The 15,473-nt window shown below is 64.0% G+C and carries 12 protein-coding genes; 2 read left to right on the top strand and 10 right to left on the bottom strand.

Features of this window, described 5'->3' with window-relative positions:
• The first annotated feature begins 5 nt into the window (after positions 1-5).
• Both ACIQWO_RS05585 and ACIQWO_RS05580 read left to right on the top strand, forming a co-directional pair.
• Complete coding sequence (locus ACIQWO_RS05585) at positions 6-1,370, top strand: ABC transporter substrate-binding protein (RefSeq protein ID WP_402820289.1); 1,365 nt, start codon at positions 6-8, stop codon at positions 1,368-1,370.
• Positions 1,358-2,731 carry a di-heme oxidoredictase family protein gene (locus ACIQWO_RS05580; RefSeq protein ID WP_402820284.1) on the top strand — a complete coding sequence of 458 codons (1,374 nt, stop codon included), beginning with the start codon at positions 1,358-1,360 and terminating at the stop codon, positions 2,729-2,731. Before ACIQWO_RS05585 ends, ACIQWO_RS05580 begins: the two co-directional genes overlap by 13 nt.
• A 24-nt stretch (positions 2,732-2,755) precedes the next feature.
• Here the strand turns inward: ACIQWO_RS05580 and ACIQWO_RS05575 are convergent, their stop codons facing one another.
• The 10 genes from ACIQWO_RS05575 to hutU form a co-directional block, all read right to left on the bottom strand.
• A complete protein-coding gene (locus ACIQWO_RS05575) occupies positions 2,756-4,084 on the bottom strand; it encodes an NAD(P)/FAD-dependent oxidoreductase (protein WP_402820281.1) in 1,329 nt (442 codons plus the stop codon).
• Positions 4,085-4,133: 49 nt separating this feature from the next.
• Positions 4,134-4,901 (bottom strand): ABC transporter ATP-binding protein, encoded by a 768-nt coding sequence (locus ACIQWO_RS05570; protein WP_402821836.1) that lies wholly within the window; start codon positions 4,899-4,901, stop codon positions 4,134-4,136.
• 65 nt (positions 4,902-4,966) lie between these two features.
• Positions 4,967-5,734, bottom strand: coding sequence for an ABC transporter permease (locus tag ACIQWO_RS05565; RefSeq protein ID WP_402820278.1), 768 nt, complete (start codon positions 5,732-5,734; stop codon positions 4,967-4,969).
• A 70-nt stretch (positions 5,735-5,804) separates the two neighbouring features.
• Positions 5,805-6,818 (bottom strand): ABC transporter substrate-binding protein, encoded by a 1,014-nt coding sequence (locus tag ACIQWO_RS05560; RefSeq protein ID WP_402820275.1) that lies wholly within the window; start codon positions 6,816-6,818, stop codon positions 5,805-5,807.
• 104 nt (positions 6,819-6,922) lie between these two features.
• Positions 6,923-7,885, bottom strand: a complete 963-nt coding sequence (locus ACIQWO_RS05555) for a LysR family transcriptional regulator (RefSeq protein ID WP_150662744.1) — start codon at positions 7,883-7,885, stop codon at positions 6,923-6,925.
• A gap of 429 nt (positions 7,886-8,314) precedes the next feature.
• Positions 8,315-9,277, bottom strand: a complete 963-nt coding sequence (gene hutG, locus ACIQWO_RS05550; RefSeq protein WP_402820270.1) for a formimidoylglutamase — start codon at positions 9,275-9,277, stop codon at positions 8,315-8,317.
• A 25-nt stretch (positions 9,278-9,302) separates the two neighbouring features.
• Positions 9,303-10,520 (bottom strand): imidazolonepropionase, encoded by a 1,218-nt coding sequence (hutI, locus tag ACIQWO_RS05545; RefSeq protein WP_402820267.1) that lies wholly within the window; start codon positions 10,518-10,520, stop codon positions 9,303-9,305.
• A gap of 7 nt (positions 10,521-10,527) precedes the next feature.
• A complete protein-coding gene (locus ACIQWO_RS05540) occupies positions 10,528-11,907 on the bottom strand; it encodes an amino acid permease (protein ID WP_402820264.1) in 1,380 nt (459 codons plus the stop codon).
• Positions 11,908-12,094: 187 nt separating this feature from the next.
• On the bottom strand, positions 12,095-13,651 hold the full coding sequence (gene hutH / locus ACIQWO_RS05535) for a histidine ammonia-lyase (RefSeq protein ID WP_402820261.1): 1,557 nt from the start codon (positions 13,649-13,651) through the stop codon (positions 12,095-12,097).
• 25 nt (positions 13,652-13,676) lie between these two features.
• Positions 13,677-15,356, bottom strand: a complete 1,680-nt coding sequence (hutU, locus tag ACIQWO_RS05530) for a urocanate hydratase (protein WP_150736941.1) — start codon at positions 15,354-15,356, stop codon at positions 13,677-13,679.
• Positions 15,357-15,473: the final 117 nt, after the last annotated feature.

Genomic DNA, 15,473 nt, shown 5'->3' with positions numbered 1-15,473 from the left:
CGGGCATGCGCGAACGAGAGAGTGGGTCCTGGGTGAAGCGGTTGCGCGCGTCGGCGGCGCTTGTGCTGGCAGTCGTGGCAGGCGGCGCAGTGTGTGCGCCGCGCGAGACGATCACCGTCCTGACGAGTTATCCGGAAGAGGTGGTGGCGACGTTCGAGCGGGCATTCGAGCGTCGGCATCCCGAGATCGGGTTGCAGATTCTGTGGCGGCAGCATCGCGACGCCTACGACTATCTGCAAGGACCCGCGCAGGGGGGCGTCGATGTGTACTGGTCGCCCGCCGTGCGCAACTTTGCTGATCTGGGCGAAGAGGGATCCCTGCGTAAGTTGGACGTCGACCTGAACGGGTTGCCGTCCCACGTCGGCAAATTCCGCATCTCGGATCCGGACGGGCGCTTTGTGGCGTCCGAGATCGCAGGCTTCGGCTTCATGATCGACCCGGCCGCACTGGCCCGACAGGGATTGCCTGCGCCGAAAACGTGGCAAGACCTGACGGACCCTCGTTATCGTGGACGCATTCTGTTCCCGGTGCCGAGCCGCGTCGGCTTCTCGCCGACGCTGCTCGATGTGTTGCTTCAGTCGCAAGGCTGGAATGACGGATGGGCCTTGCTATCGGAGGCTGCGCCGAACTTTGTCTTTGCGGAAACCGGCGGCGCTTTCGCCAGCTTGTCGCAAGGCATGCGCGCGCCGATCTCGGTGGCCGTGACGATCGATTTCTTCGCCAGTTCGGCGATTGCGAACGGTGCACCGCTGGCGTTCGTCTATCCGCCTGGCACAGGGTTTTCGCCAGCCCACATCGGCATCCTGCGCGACACGAAGCATCTCGATGCGGCGCGGACGTTCGTCACGTTCGTGCTGTCGGACGAGGGCCAGCGTTTGCTGTTCGCGCCGGACGTGCGCAAGCTGCCGGTGCGTCCGAGCGTGTATCGCGACGCGCCCAAAGGCACCTACGATCCGTTCGCGGCCAATGCCACCACGGCCAATGTGACCTACGAGGAGACGCTCGGGCTGTCGCGATACTCACTGGATAACGCGCTGTTCGACGTCTTCGTCACGCGACGCAAGGCTGATCTGACCGAACTGTGGAGCCGTTGGCAGACGATGTCCGCGACGATCCGCGATAAGGCGCACGTCACGAACCCGGTCGATGCACGTTGCGTCGCGAAGGCGCGCAAGCTGTTGGCGCAAGCGCCGGTCGATGCGGCGACGGCGGCCGATCCAGCGCTTCAAAAAACGTTCGACCGTCGACGCAGCGATCCGCAGGCCAAGGCGCAAGCCGAGGCATTGGAGGCCCGCTGGTCCCAGGTGCTCGACGGACGTACGACGCAAGTTCGTCAGTGGCTCGCGGACGGCGCGCAATGTCCGGACTGAGGCGATATGCACGCGTGATGTCGCGCGTGTGCCTGACGACGGTCGTCATCGCCAGCACGTTTGCCGGTGTGGCCATCGCGCAAACGTCCGCGCCGTTAACGCGCGAGGCGTTCGGTCAGCCGATGGCGCTAGTGGATGAAAGCGAAGCGTCCCTCGCGATGTTTGCCGAGGGGCGCTCGTTGTTCCGGCAGAGCTGGGTGGTGTATCCGTCGGCAGACCGCCGCATCGCGGGCCTTGGTCCCGTCTACAACCAGATTTCGTGCATCGCCTGTCACGTCAAGTTCGGACGCGGCAATGCTCCAACTGGCCCGGAGGAAGCGCCACGTGGTCTGCTGGTTCGCTTGAGTGTGCCGGGCAAGACGGCGACGGGCGCGCCACGCGAGCATCCGAACTACGGCGACCAACTGGGCGACAAAGCGATTCCCGGGGTGCCTGCCGAAGCGCGGGTGCGCATCCGATACACCGAGCGGACGGAGACACTCGCGGGTGGTGAGGCCGTAGCGTTGCGCGTGCCGCATTTGCATGTCGACGCGTTGGCGTTCGGCCTGTTGGGGCATGGCACGATGACGTCGGTACGGGTCGGTTCCCCGGTCTACGGATTGGGATGGCTCGAAGCCGTGGACGACGACACGCTTCATGCGCTGGCGGCGCGTCGCTTGCCGGATGGCGTGCGTGGTCGCGTCAATCGCGTCTGGGATGCGAGTTCTAAGAGGCAGGTCGTCGGGCGTTTTGGATGGAAGGCTAACCAGCCGTCGATTCGTCAGCAGATTGCCAGCGCGTTCGTGGGCGATCTGGGCATCACGTCTCCGATCTTTCCCACGAAGTCCTGTCCGCCGGTACAGACCGCGTGCCGGGCTGCGCCGACAGACGGCCAGCCCGATCTGTCCGTCGCGCAGCTCGCCGCCATCGAGTACTTCCAGCGCACGCTCGACGTGCCGCCGAGACGCGACGTCGATGACGCACAAGTTCGACGAGGCGAGCGGCACTTCGGTCAGGCCGGATGCGCCGCGTGTCATGTGCCGTCGATGCGCACGGGCGCTTTCCCGCCCCTACGCGCGATGGCCAACCGCGACATCGCGCCGTACACCGACATGCTGTTGCACGACATGGGGGCTGGGCTGGCCGACGGGCGTCCGGATTTTCTCGCAGGTCCGAGAGACTGGCGCACGCCGCCGCTGTGGGGATTGGGGTTGAGCGCGATGGTCAACCCCGAGGCCACATACTTGCATGACGGCCGCGCCCGCACCGTGCAAGAAGCGATTCTCTGGCACGGCGGCGAAGCGCAGGTGTCCCGCGAGCGATTCCGCTCGATGACACCGCAGGCGCGCGCGGATCTGCTGCGCTTCCTCATGTCGCTGTGAACGTGCGGGGCAGGGTGTGTGGGACTATCGCTCCAGCCCTGCGCGATGCTTCTGATACTGGATCGCGGAGACGATGGCGACGCGCCGGATCGGTTCGGGCGGCAACCACGTCGGGCGTTCGAAACCCAGCGCGTCCGCCAGCTCCGGCGATTGTTGGCCGCAGGCCATCTCGCCGAGCAGCTTGCCGAACATGCTGCCCTTGAGCACGCCCGCGCCGTTGCATCCGAGCGAGGCGAACAAGCCCTGACGCACCTCGCCGAAGTACAGCGCGCCGTTGCGGGTGAGCGCCGTCACGCCGCCCCACACATGCTCGAACTTGTGCGAAGCCATCTGCGGATAGCGGCGCTGATAGGCGTCGGTGAGCATGGCGTTGACGTCGCCTAACGGACGCTCTTTCTCGTACGAGTACGCGCTACGCACGACGAAACGGCCGCCTAGCGTCTTGCGCAGCGTCGTCCCGAGGCGGTTCGCCGGGATCACGCCCCATTCGGTCGCCGGGCCAAGCTTGGCGAGTTCATCGACGGACAGAGCCGGGGTCATCGCCGCGTAAGTGTAGATCGTGAAGACGCGGTCACGCGCTAGTCCCAATTTGCTGGCAAAGCCGTTATTGGCGACGATGACTTGCCCGGCGCGCAGTTGCGTCGTCGCTGTCGTCACCGTGAAGGGGCCGGTACCGTCGAGCGACACGACCGGCTCGTTTTCCCAGAGACGGACGTTCGCGGGCAGGCTGTCGGCGAGTCCGCGAACGAGGGCCGCTGGTTGCACGAAGACGTTGTTGTTTGAGTGATAGCCGTAGCCGTAGTAGTCGGTGCCGATCTCGCTGCGCAGGGCGTCGCGCGACAACTCACGGTACGTCACCCCCCATTCGCGGTACTGCGCGAGCGTGTCGCGCAGGCGTTGCTCGCCGTCGGGCGTGGCGGCCGCATGGTACTTGCCGACCGGATTCCACCCGCAATCGATGCCGTACGTTGTCACAAGTTCGTGCAGCCATTTCAGACCGAGGTCGTACAGATGGATCTGCTTACGGGCGACCTCGACCGGGCTGCCGTGTCCGCCCATGCCGGTGTTATGCGGCAGGTTGATGAGAAAGCCCGAGTTGCGTCCTGCCGATCCGTTGCCGACGGTGGTGGCGTCGATCACGAGCACCGTGGCGTCCGGGCGGAGTTCCGCGACGCGCCGCGCCGCCGCCAGCCCGGTGAAGCCCGCACCGATGACGATGACGTCGAAGCTGCGCGCGACCGGCGCTTGCGTGTGGGGCACGCGAGACGGCAGCAGCGCGTTCCAGCCTGCGCCCGCCTGATAGGCGGGGAAAGTACCCCGCGAAGCGCGGGAAGGGGTGACTTGATTGGACATAACAATTGAGGTGCGGGGGCTTGCGAAACGTTGCTGAGGTAGTGAAGCCTTATGCCGCCTGACTCTCCAGGCTGCGCATGACTTCGGTCTGCACCGTGTTCCAGATTTGCGATTTGAGTTCGTTGTAGCGCGGCGAGAGCTGCACCTGTGCGTCGCGTGGCATCGGGAGATCGTTCGTCAGATCGCAAGCCACGCGACCCGGACGGGCGCTCATGATCACCATGCGCGTCGAGAGCATCAGCGCTTCGTCGATAGAGTGTGTGATGAAGACGATGGTCTTGCCGCTCTTTTGATAGATCTGGAGCAGTTCTTCCTGCAACACCTGACGCGTCATGGCGTCGAGCGCGGCAAACGGTTCGTCGAGCAAAATCACGTCCGGATCGTTGGCGAGCACGCGGGCAATCGACACACGCTGACGCATGCCGCCGGAGAGCGCCTTCGGGTAGCGATCCTCGAAGCCTTTGAGGCCGACCATTTCGATATAGCGTCGTGCAGTGGCGTAACGCGTAGCCTTGTCGATGCCTTTCATCTTCAGACCGAACGCCACGTTATCGAGCACGCTCAGCCACGGGAACAGCGCGTACTGCTGAAACACCATGCCGCAATGCGGGTCGATGCCTTTCACTTCGCGGCCGTTCACACGAATTCGGCCGGTCGTCGGCTCGTCAAAACCGGTGATCAGGTTGAGTAGTGTCGACTTGCCGCAGCCGGATGCGCCGAGCAGCACCACGAACTCGCCACGAGCGATGTCCATGTCGACGCGTTCCAGTGCCTGAAAGTCGCCGTACCGCTTCGATACGCCTTCGATGGCGATCATCGTGTCGGACGAGCCGTTGCCATGATGCGCAGCTTGCGCGCCTGCGTGGGAATCGATGCGATCGTTCATGCTTGCCACCTCAACACCTTGCGCTCGATGGCGCGAAATACGATATCCGTCACGAGTACCGTGACGCTGATCATCACCATGCCGAGCACCACGACTTCCGTCTGGAAGAACTCCTTGCCGTTCATGATGAGAAAGCCCAGCCCTTCGCGCGCGGCGACCAGTTCGGCAGAAATCACACACGTCCATGACAGGCCGAGAATGATCTTCATCCCCGAGAGGATCTGCGGCAGGCTGGCGGGCAGGATGACCTCGCGCATGACTTGCCAGTTGCTTGCGCCGAGGTTCTTCGCGGCGCGTACCAGCAGCGGGTCGACGTTGCGCGTAGCTTCGATCACGTAGACCAGCGCCGGGGCGAACGTCCCCATGAACACGATGCTGTACTTCTGCGTCTCCGAGATGCCGAACCACAGCAGCGAGAGCGGAATCCAGCTCATCGACGGCAACGGGCGGAGGAACGACAGAATCGGGTCGAACGCGGCGCGTGCGTAGCTCGACGTCCCCAGCACAATCCCCAGCGGAATCGCCACGACCGTGGCGGCGATGAAACCGGTCATCACGCGACGGGTGGAGGCGAGCACGTTCGAGAGCAACGTACCGTCGCTCAGCATGGCGATGATGCGCTCGCCCACGGCCGAGGGCGGCGGCAGAAACAGGGGATCGATGACCCCGGAGCGGCAGGCCGCTTCCCATGCCAGCAGGAAGACGACCACGGACGCAAATCCCACACTCAGCAGCGTGGCGCGGGACGGTTGACGATGATTCACTATCAGACTCCTCAGGCGGACGCCGGTACGCGTCGGGGGGGTAGAGGGGGGCGTACCGGCACGCGGATGCTTACAGATACGACGTGTTGATCCACTGGCGCACGGCGGGCGCCTTGTCGATCTGCTTGTAAGTCACGAGCATTTCGGCCAGACGCTGGAGGCCGTCGACATAGCTGCCCGGCGACTTGAGCAATTGCGTCTGTTGCGCGTGGCTGTACCACTCCGCGCCCTTGATCGTCTCGATCTGGTCGAGCGCCGACATGCTGGTGAGGCCGACCAGCGTGCGTGCGGCTTCGTCCGGCTTGTCGCGCAGGGTCTGGCAGGCGTCGAAATAGACCTTCAGGTACTTGCGCACCACGTCCGCGTTCTTCTCAGCCCATGCATTGCGCACGATCAGGACGTCCGGCCCCGGCGTCACGTTGTACTTCTTGTAGAGCGAGAACTGCGTGTCGTCGGCGAGCAGCTTCATGCCCGTCATCGCGCGGATGCGGTTGAACTGCGGCGTCCACGCGGCTGCGGCGTCGATCTGGCCCGACTGAATGGCACCGGGAATTTCCGGGGCGGGGACGTTGAGCACCGTGACGTCGTTCGACAGACCGGCGTTGCCCAGCAGGTCCAGCACCAGCAAATGCGCACTCGACGCAAACGTCACACCCAGCTTCTTGCCCTTGAGGTCCTGAAGCGAGTTCACACCGTCACGCACGAAGAGTCCTTCGACGCGTCCGAAGCTCTCCGGCACGGCCACGATAGAGAAATGCTTCGAGCCACGTGCCATCAGCGCGAGCGCCGAGACGATCCCCGTGCAGGCGATGTCGATGCCACCGGAGAGCACTGCGCTCATGCGGGCCGACGACGTGCCGAACGACTGCCATTGCTGGTCGATGCCTGCTGCGCTCAGTGCGCCCGACTTCATCGCGAGATAGGCGGGATAGTGGCCCAGCCATGCCGAGCCGCCGTACTGGACCGTCGTGGCGTCTGCGGCGCGGGCAATACCCGACAGCGACAGATTGCCGACGGCGGCGGCAGCGGGCAAGGCCGAGAGCGCGGCGCTCGTGTGGAGGAATTTGCGTCGTGAGAGGTTCATGCGTGTCTCCTTTGTAGGCTATGTGTTATTCGCGTTGAACGGTGGGCGCACTTCAGGTGAGGTTCGGTGTGAAATTCATCTGGCCCGGCGCCCCGGGCGGTGGTTCAGCAGAGCGCCAGCCGCTCGCCCAACCAGGGCATCACGCGGCGCAGTTCGGGGAAGGCTTCCTGCGCGAGCGCGAGACGCCCGGCAAGAAAGCATTGCGAGGCCATTTCCGAGACCTCGCCTTCACGCGAGACCTGATAGATCGTTCGCGAAAGTGCGGGTCCGGGCAGCGGCAGGGCGGCGACTTGCGAGAGCGAAGCGCGGCCTTGCAGCAAGCAGAGCGGCGTCGCAATCGTGAAGCCGACCTCGGCAGCGACCATCGACATCACCACATCGGACGTATCGATTTCGAGGTGCATGCGTGGCGAATGCCCGGTGCGACGCAGGTGACGTTCGATCACCGCGCCGAAGTGCGAGCGTCCGGAAAACCGAATCAGGGGCATTGAGCGAATCAGCTCGCTGAGATCGGCGTTCGCAAGCTCGGCCTCGCGTGCCTTCGGCACGACGACGATGAACGGCTCGGTAAAAATCGGGCGGCGCACGAGGCGTTCCATGTCGTGCATCGGATCGCTGGTGACGATCAGATCGAGTTGACGGGCAAGAAGCGCTTGCGCATGACCGTTGGCGAGACCGGACCAGAGAAGCAGTTCGCTGGTGCTCCCCGACATCTGCTTGACGATGGAGGGGCCGACGGTGGCGGCGAACGAGTCGATCATGCCGACGCGCACGGCGGCGCGGCTGGCGACGTCGGCGTCCTGCACCTGAGCGATAAGCCGATCCATGTCGTCGACGATCTGGCGGGCGTGACGCGAGAGTGCGAGGCCAGCGGGCGTGAGTTTCAGCGGGCGGCGTGAGCGATCGAGCACACGGGTGCCGACGGTTTGCTCGATTTGTGCGATGGCTTGGGAGATGGCGGACTGGGTGACGCCGAGGGTTTCGGCGGCGCCGGAGAGGCTACCGGCGCTGGCGACGGCTTCGAAGATCCGGAGTGATCGGACGTCGAGGTCTGCGCGCTTTTTCATCGGCGTGTCTCCATTCGGGGCGGCGAGTATCAGGGGATGAGAAGGTCTTTCCTGAGGTGCCGCGATGAATCGGTATAAGAATTTCTGGCGATTGTAGGGATATGGCTGGCTAAAACAAAACCAAGTTAAGTAAAACTAATACTTTGTATTAGATGGCGGGAATCGGGAGCGAAAAAAGGGGGAATTCTGGCGACGTCGGTCTCAGTGGATGAAATCAACGAGACGAAAGAGAGAGGGGGAGGTTTCGGTTGAGGGACTGATAGAGACGAGAGGGACGGATCGGCGCCCCCTTCTGAATCGAGTTGGGTCTATGTCTGAGAGGCGGAAGGGGGCGGCGGTCCGTCGGACTGCGGGGGGGTGAAGCGGGTGAGGCAAAAAAGTGCCGAGGCATTAGCCAATACCTCGGCAGGATGACATCAGAAAACCAAGTCAGAGCAACCTATAAGCCAACCGTGCGGCAACACGTGCCCCGGTGCCTTGTGCATCGAAGCGCGGGTTGTACTCGGCGAGATCCGCCACGCGGAGTTTGCCGGAGCGGCGAACGTGGGTGACGATGGCTTCGATGACGGAGATCGGCACGCCATAGGCCGCAGGGGCGGAGACACCGGGCATGACGGGAGCGGGGAGCACGTCGAGATCGATGGTGAGGTAGACGTGGCTGACGTCTGCGATCAGTGCGTCGATCTGTGCGAGACGTTCGTCGAGATGGCGGTCCTGCATCTCCGTATCTTCGACGTACGTCACCTTTAGCGCATTGGCGCGTTCGAACAGCGACGCGGTATTGCTCAACCGGCTGACCCCGAGGCATGCATAGTCGAACGGAAGTCCCGCAGCCTCGCAAGCTTGAGCGATCTGATCGAACGGCGTGCCCGACGTACCGGGTCGCGCAGTGCGCAAATCGAAATGCGCGTCGAGGTTCAGGATGAGCACCCGCGAGCGATCACCCTGCGCGTCGAGGTGAGCGCGCAGGCCTTGCCACGTTCCCCACGCAATCTCGTGTCCACCACCAAGCACCACCGGCTGTGCACCGGCGTCGAGTTGGTGGCGCACGGCGTCGGCGAGGGCCTGTTGGGCGGCTTCGAGGGCGTCGCCGTCGCAGACCACGTCGCCTGCGTCATACAGACAGGCGATGTCGTGCGCGGGCAGGTTCGCCAATGCACGACGAATCGCCAGCGGGCCTTCGGCAGCACCAACGCGGCCCTGATTGCGTTTGACGCCCGCGTCGCTCGCAAACCCGAGCAGCACGGGCGCGCCGCTCGTAGGGGCATCCGTCAGCGCATCGATCTCGCGCACGACATTAAAGAGACGGCGCGTGTCGCCGCGCTCGCCGACGTCCGTACGACCGTGCCAGATCGGCGTGTCGCCGGATACCGGTTTCAATTGCGTTGCCATGAAGATGTCTCCAGTTCGCGGGTGCTCAACGCGTCGAAAGATCGCGCCACTCACCGTTGCGCACCGTGCGCGAGGGCAGTTCCCCGCCCAACCAGTACGCCAGCTCCGCCGGACGCTCGATTTCCCAAGCCACGAAGTCCGCCGCCTTGCCGGCTTCGATCGTGCCGTGCGTGTCGAGCATGCCGAGCGCCTTCGCTGCGTTGCGCGTCACGCCTGCCAGGGCTTCTTCCGGCGTCAGCCCGAAAAGCGTGCAGGCCATGTTCAGCATGAGACGCAGCGACAGCGCAGGCGACGTGCCCGGATTCAGATCCGAGGCCACCGCAATATCCACGCCGTGGCGTCGCAGCAAGTCCACCGGTGGTCGACGCGTCTCCTGCAACATATGGAACGCGCCCGGCAGCAGCACAGCGACAGTACCCGCACGGCCCATTGCGGCAGCGTCTTCGGGCGTCATGTACTCCAGATGGTCCGCCGACAAGGCGCCCAGCTCTGCGGCCATGCTCGATCCGCCGAGCGGAGACAACTGCTCCGCATGCAGCTTCACCGGCAGCTTCAGTTTCTGCGCGCGAAGCAGCACACGCATCACCTGTGCGGGCGAGAACGCAATCGTTTCGCAGAAGGCATCGACCGCGTCGATCAGACGTTCTTCCGCGAGCGTCGGCAGAATTTCGGAGCAGACGTAATTCACATACTCGTCCGCTTTGCCTGCGAACTCCGATGGCACCGTGTGGGCGGCCAGACACGTTGTCTTCACCGTGACCGGCAGCGTCTCACCGAGACGACGTGCCACGCGCAACATCTTGCGTTCGCTGTTCAGATCCAGCCCGTACCCGGACTTGATCTCGACGGTGGTCACGCCGTCGCGCATCAGCGCGAGCAAACGCTTGCGGGCGGACTCGTAAAGGGCGTCCTCCGTGGCGTCGCGGGTGTGACGCACCGTGTGCTTGATGCCGCCCCCGGCCGCCGAAATCTCCGCGTAGCTCACGCCTTGCAGCCGCTGCTCGAACTCGAGACTGCGGTTGCCGCCGAACACCAGATGCGTATGGCAATCGATCAGACCGGGTGTCACCCACGCGCCCTGAAGATCGACACATTCATCCGCGCCGGAAGCCGAGCGCTCGCCACGCGGACCTACCCATTCGATCTGCTTGCCGCGCGTGACGATCACGGCGTCTTCGATAGCGTTGTAGCGACCGTCGCGCATCGTCGCGACATGGCAATGCTTCCAGTAGGTACGTTTCATGTGAGGCTTATTCCAGACTCATTTGGTTGCGCAATTGCGCTTCCTTGGGTTTCACACCGAACTGATACGCCACCGACATCAGCGCGATCCAGCCTGCACCGACGTAGAGCGCGACGCGCGTGTCTTCCATATACCCGAGCACACCGATCACGAAGAGCATGAAGGCGATGGCGAGCGCCGGACCGACCGGCCACAGCGGCACCTTGAACTTCAGCGCGGCCACTTCCTCCGTCGACAGACGACGGCGCATCGCCACCTGTGAGAGCAGGATCATCAGCCACACCCAGACCGTCGCAAACGTGGCGATGGACGCAATGATCAGGAACACGCCTTCCGGAATCAGGTAGTTCAGCACCACGCCGCCGAGCAGCGCGAACGTCATCACCAGCACCGTGACCCAGGGTACGCCGTGACGCGACGTCGCCGAGAACGCGGCCGGTGCCTGACCATGCTCGGCCATGCCGAACATCATGCGCCCCGCGCCGAAGATGTTGCTATTGATGGCCGAGATCGCCGCCGAAATCACGATGACATTGAGAATCGCTGCGGCCGACTTGATGCCGAGGCCCGAGAAGATCTGCACGAACGGGCTGCCCTGGCTGCCGATGCCGGTCCACGGGAAGATCGTCATGAGCACACACATCGTGAGCACGTAGAACAGCAGAATACGCGCCGGTACAGCGTTGATCGCACGCGGAATCACCTTCTCCGGATTCTTCGCTTCGCCGCCCGTAATGCCGATGATCTCGATGCCCCCGTAAGCGAACATCACCACCGCCAGCGAGGCCACCAGTCCACCCCAGCCATTCGGCAGGAAACCGCCGTGCGACCACAGATTACTGACCGCCGGGGCATGCTCGCTGTGCAGTTGCACACCGGCAAAGAGAATGACACCCCCGCCCACAATCATCGCGACGATGGCGAGAATCTTCACCAGCGCCAGCCAGAACTCCATCTCGCCGTACACCTTGACGTTACAGAGGTTCAGCCCGCAGATCAGCATCACGATGCCGAGCACCCAGATCCACTGAGGGACGTCCGGGAACCAGAAGCCCATGTAAATCCCGAAGGCGGTCACGTCCGCAAGACAGACGATCACCATCTCCAGAATGTAAGTCCAGCCCGTGAGGAACCCGGCCAGCGGGCCGAGGTTGTCGCGTGCGTAGCGGCCGAACGAGCCCGACACCGGCTGACGAACGACCATTTCGCCGAGGGCACGCATCACCATATAGACGGCGGCACCGCCCACGATGTACGCAAGAATGACCGCCGGGCCTGCGAGTTGGATGGCCGACGCCGAGCCGTAGAACAGACCGGTGCCAATGGCTGAGCCGAGCGCCAGAAAGCGGATATGCCGCGCGCTCAGATTGCGTTGCAGGTTTTTCAAGCTGTCTCCTGAATGCCTAATGAGCCGGCCCGCGCGTGCGGGCGGCAGGTGAACTCGGGTTGTGCGTGGACCGGTCCGAGGGGCGAACCCGTGGACCGGCGAACGAGGGGGCAACCCGGTACGCCACAATGCCGGTGCGCGAATCACTGTTCGTTTCGCCCCGGCAAGGGGCTGAATCAAACGCGAATCAAGCGCTCGGCAACGTACCGGCGGGCACAAGTGCGCTCAGTTGTCGTTGCGCAATCAGTTCGCTAGCGCCCTCGATGTCCGGGGCGAAGTAGCGATCCTTATCGTAGAACGGAACCGACTGGCGCAGCAGTGCGCGTGCCTTTTCAAGGGCGGGCGTGGTCTTCACACCTTCGCGGAAGTCCAAGCCCTGCGCGGCGCTCAGCCATTCGATCGCAATGATGCCCTTGACGTTATCGGCCATCTCCCAAAGCCGCTTACCGGCGTTCGGGGCCATCGAGACATGGTCTTCCTGGTTGGCCGAGGTCGGGAGACTATCAACGCTGGCCGGATGTGCCAAGGCTTTGTTGTCGGAGGCGAGTGCGGCAGCCGTCACTTGGGCGATCATGAAGCCGGAGTTCACGCCGCCGTTGGCCACGAGGAACGCGGGCAATTGCGACATGTGCTTGTCCATCATCAGCGAGATGCGACGCTCGCTCAGCGCGCCGATTTCGGCCAGCGCCAGCGCGAGATTGTCGGCTGCCATCGCTACCGGCTCGGCGTGGAAGTTGCCGCCGGAGATCACGTCGCCCTGTTCCCAGAAGACCAGCGGGTTGTCCGACACCGCGTTTGCTTCGACGGCGAGGACTTCCGCCGCCTGACGGATCTGCGTCAGGCACGCGCCCATCACTTGCGGCTGGCAGCGCAGCGAGTACGGATCCTGCACCTTCTCGCAATTGGCATGCGATTGGCCGACTTCGCTCGTCTCGCCCAGCAGGTGACGGAACACCGCCGCTGCGTCGATCTGGCCGCGCTGACCGCGTGCCGAGTGAATACGGGCGTCGAACGGTGCACGCGAGCCGAGCATCGCTTCGACCGTCATCGCGCCGCACACGCTGGCGGCGGCGTACATGTCTTCGGCTTCGAACAGGCCGCGCAGTGCGTAGGCCGTCGAGACTTGGGTGCCGTTGAGCAGCGCGAGGCCTTCCTTCGCGGCGAGCGTCAGCGGCTCGAGACCGGCGATGGCGAGCGCCTCACGGGCGTTCATCCACTGACCGCGATAGCGGGCCTGACCTTCGCCGAGCAACAGCAGCGACATATGGGCGAGCGGGGCGAGGTCGCCCGACGCGCCGACCGAGCCCTTGAGCGGGATGCGCGGATAGACTTCGGCGTTCACCAGCGTGACGAGCGCGTCGATCACCTTGCGGCGAATGCCCGAGAAGCCGCGCGCCAGGCTGTTGATCTTCAGGACCATGATGAGACGCACGAGGGCGTCGTCGAGCGGCGCGCCTACGCCAGCAGCGTGCGAGAGCACGAGCGAGCGTTGCAGGTTTTCGAGGTCGTCGTGTGCGATGCGCGTCGAGGCGAGCAGACCAAAGCCGGTATTGATGCCGTAAGCGGTGCGGCCTTCGGCCACGATGGATTCCACACAGGCCACGCTCTTGTCGATGGCGGCGTACGCCTTCTCGTCGAGCGTAACGGTGGTCGGGTTTTGATAGACGTCGCGCAGTTGCGCCAGCGTAAGGGTGCCGGGCGTCACGAACAGTTGTGCCATGGACGGATTTCCTTGATTCGACATATCGGGGGGTGTCTTGTCTTGATGTTTACTTTGCGGTGTTCAGCATTGGCAGATTGAGGCCGTGTTCACGGGCGCAATCGATGGCGATGTCGTACCCGGCATCGGCGTGGCGCATGACGCCGGTCGCCGGATCGTTGTTCAGCACGCGGGCGATGCGTGCGGCTGCGGCATCGGTGCCGTCGCACACGATCACCACGCCGGAGTGTTGCGAGAAGCCCATGCCGACGCCGCCGCCGTGGTGCAGCGAGACCCACGTCGCGCCGCTGGCCGTGTTGAGCAGCGCGTTGAGCAGCGGCCAGTCGGAGACGGCGTCCGAGCCGTCGCGCATGGCTTCCGTTTCACGGTTGGGGCTGGCGACCGAGCCGGAATCCAGATGGTCGCGGCCGATCACCACAGGTGCCGAGAGTTCTCCCGAGCGTACCATTTCGTTGAACGCCAGTCCGAGCTTTGCCCGCAGGCCCAGCCCAACCCAGCAGATACGCGCGGGCAGGCCCTGGAAGGCGATGCGCTCGCGCGCCATGTCGAGCCAGCGGTGCAGGTGGGCGTCGTCGGGGATCAGTTCCTTGACCTTGGCGTCCGTCTTGTAGATGTCTTGCGGATCGCCCGAGAGTGCAGCCCAACGGAACGGGCCGACACCACGGCAGAACAGCGGACGGATGTACGCGGGCACGAAGCCGGGGAAATCGAACGCGTTCTGCACGCCTTCTTCCTTGGCCATCTGACGGATGTTGTTGCCGTAGTCGAACGTCGGCACGCCCATCGCCTTGAAGTCCAGCATGGCCTTCACATGGACGGCCATCGATTGCTTGGCGGCCTTCACGACTTCGGCAGGCTTCGAGCGGGCGCGTTCGCGGTATTCGTCCCACGTCCAGCCGATCGGCAGATAGCCGTTGAGCGGATCGTGCGCGCTGGTCTGGTCGGTGACCATGTCCGGGCGTACGCCGCGACGCACCAGTTCCGGCAGGATCTCGGCCGCGTTGCCGCACAGGGCGATGGAGACGGCCTGACCCTCGGCCGTGTACTTGGCGATGCGGGCGAGGGCGTCGTCGAGATCCTTGGCCTGCTCGTCGACGTAGCGCGTGCGCAGGCGGAAATCGATGCTCGTCTGCTGGCATTCGATGTTCAGCGAGCACGCACCGGCCAGTGTGGCGGCCAGCGGTTGCGCGCCGCCCATGCCGCCCAGACCAGCGGTCAGCACCCAACGCCCCTTGAGGTTGCCGCCGTAGTGCTGACGGCCGGCTTCCACGAACGTCTCATACGTGCCTTGCACGATGCCCTGGCTGCCGATGTAGATCCACGAACCGGCGGTCATCTGGCCGTACATGGCCAGACCCTTGGCGTCGAGTTCGTTGAAGTGCTCCCAGGTGGCCCAGTGCGGCACCAGATTCGAGTTGGCGATGAGCACGCGCGGCGCGTCGGCATGCGTCTTGAACACGCCGACCGGCTTGCCCGACTGGACGAGCAGCGTTTCGTCGTCGCCCAGCGTCTTGAGCGTCTCGACGATCTTGTCGAAGCATTCCCAGTTGCGTGCGGCGCGGCCGATGCCGCCGTAAACCACGAGCGCGTTCGGATTCTCGGCGACGTCCGGATCGAGATTGTTCATCAGCATGCGAAGCGGGGCTTCGGTCAGCCAGCTTTTGGCATTGAGCTGCGTGCCGCGCGGGGCGCGGATCGTGACGTCGCGATATCGGGTGAATTGGCTCACGGTAATTCCTCTAGTTCTGAGCAGATGATGGCTTGTACAGTATTGTATATACAACCAATCGTGAACTAGGGTTTTCACGAACGCCGAACCTTTGTAGGGCGTTCGTCGGGTCTTACT

Origin of the sequence: Pandoraea sp. NPDC090278, from assembly GCF_044772185.1 — a bacterium.
GTDB lineage: Bacteria > Pseudomonadota > Gammaproteobacteria > Burkholderiales > Burkholderiaceae > Pandoraea.
Note: the sequence above shows the minus strand (reverse complement) of the source record. Positions and strands in the feature narration are given on the sequence as shown.

Bases quoted from the DNA above. Each gene is read 5' to 3' on its own strand.
- ACIQWO_RS05585 (WP_402820289.1), top strand. From the start codon at position 6: ATGCGCGAACGAGAGAGTGGGTCCTGGGTGAAGCGGTTGCGCGCGTCG.
- ACIQWO_RS05580 (WP_402820284.1), top strand. From the start codon at position 1,358: ATGTCCGGACTGAGGCGATATGCACGCGTGATGTCGCGCGTGTGCCTG.
- ACIQWO_RS05575 (WP_402820281.1), bottom strand. From the start codon at position 4,084: ATGTCCAATCAAGTCACCCCTTCCCGCGCTTCGCGGGGTACTTTCCCC.
- ACIQWO_RS05570 (WP_402821836.1), bottom strand. From the start codon at position 4,901: ATGATCGCCATCGAAGGCGTATCGAAGCGGTACGGCGACTTTCAGGCA.
- ACIQWO_RS05560 (WP_402820275.1), bottom strand. From the start codon at position 6,818: ATGAACCTCTCACGACGCAAATTCCTCCACACGAGCGCCGCGCTCTCG.
- ACIQWO_RS05555 (WP_150662744.1), bottom strand. From the start codon at position 7,885: ATGAAAAAGCGCGCAGACCTCGACGTCCGATCACTCCGGATCTTCGAA.
- hutG (WP_402820270.1), bottom strand. From the start codon at position 9,277: ATGGCAACGCAATTGAAACCGGTATCCGGCGACACGCCGATCTGGCAC.
- hutI (WP_402820267.1), bottom strand. From the start codon at position 10,520: ATGAAACGTACCTACTGGAAGCATTGCCATGTCGCGACGATGCGCGAC.
- hutH (WP_402820261.1), bottom strand. From the start codon at position 13,651: ATGTCGAATCAAGGAAATCCGTCCATGGCACAACTGTTCGTGACGCCC.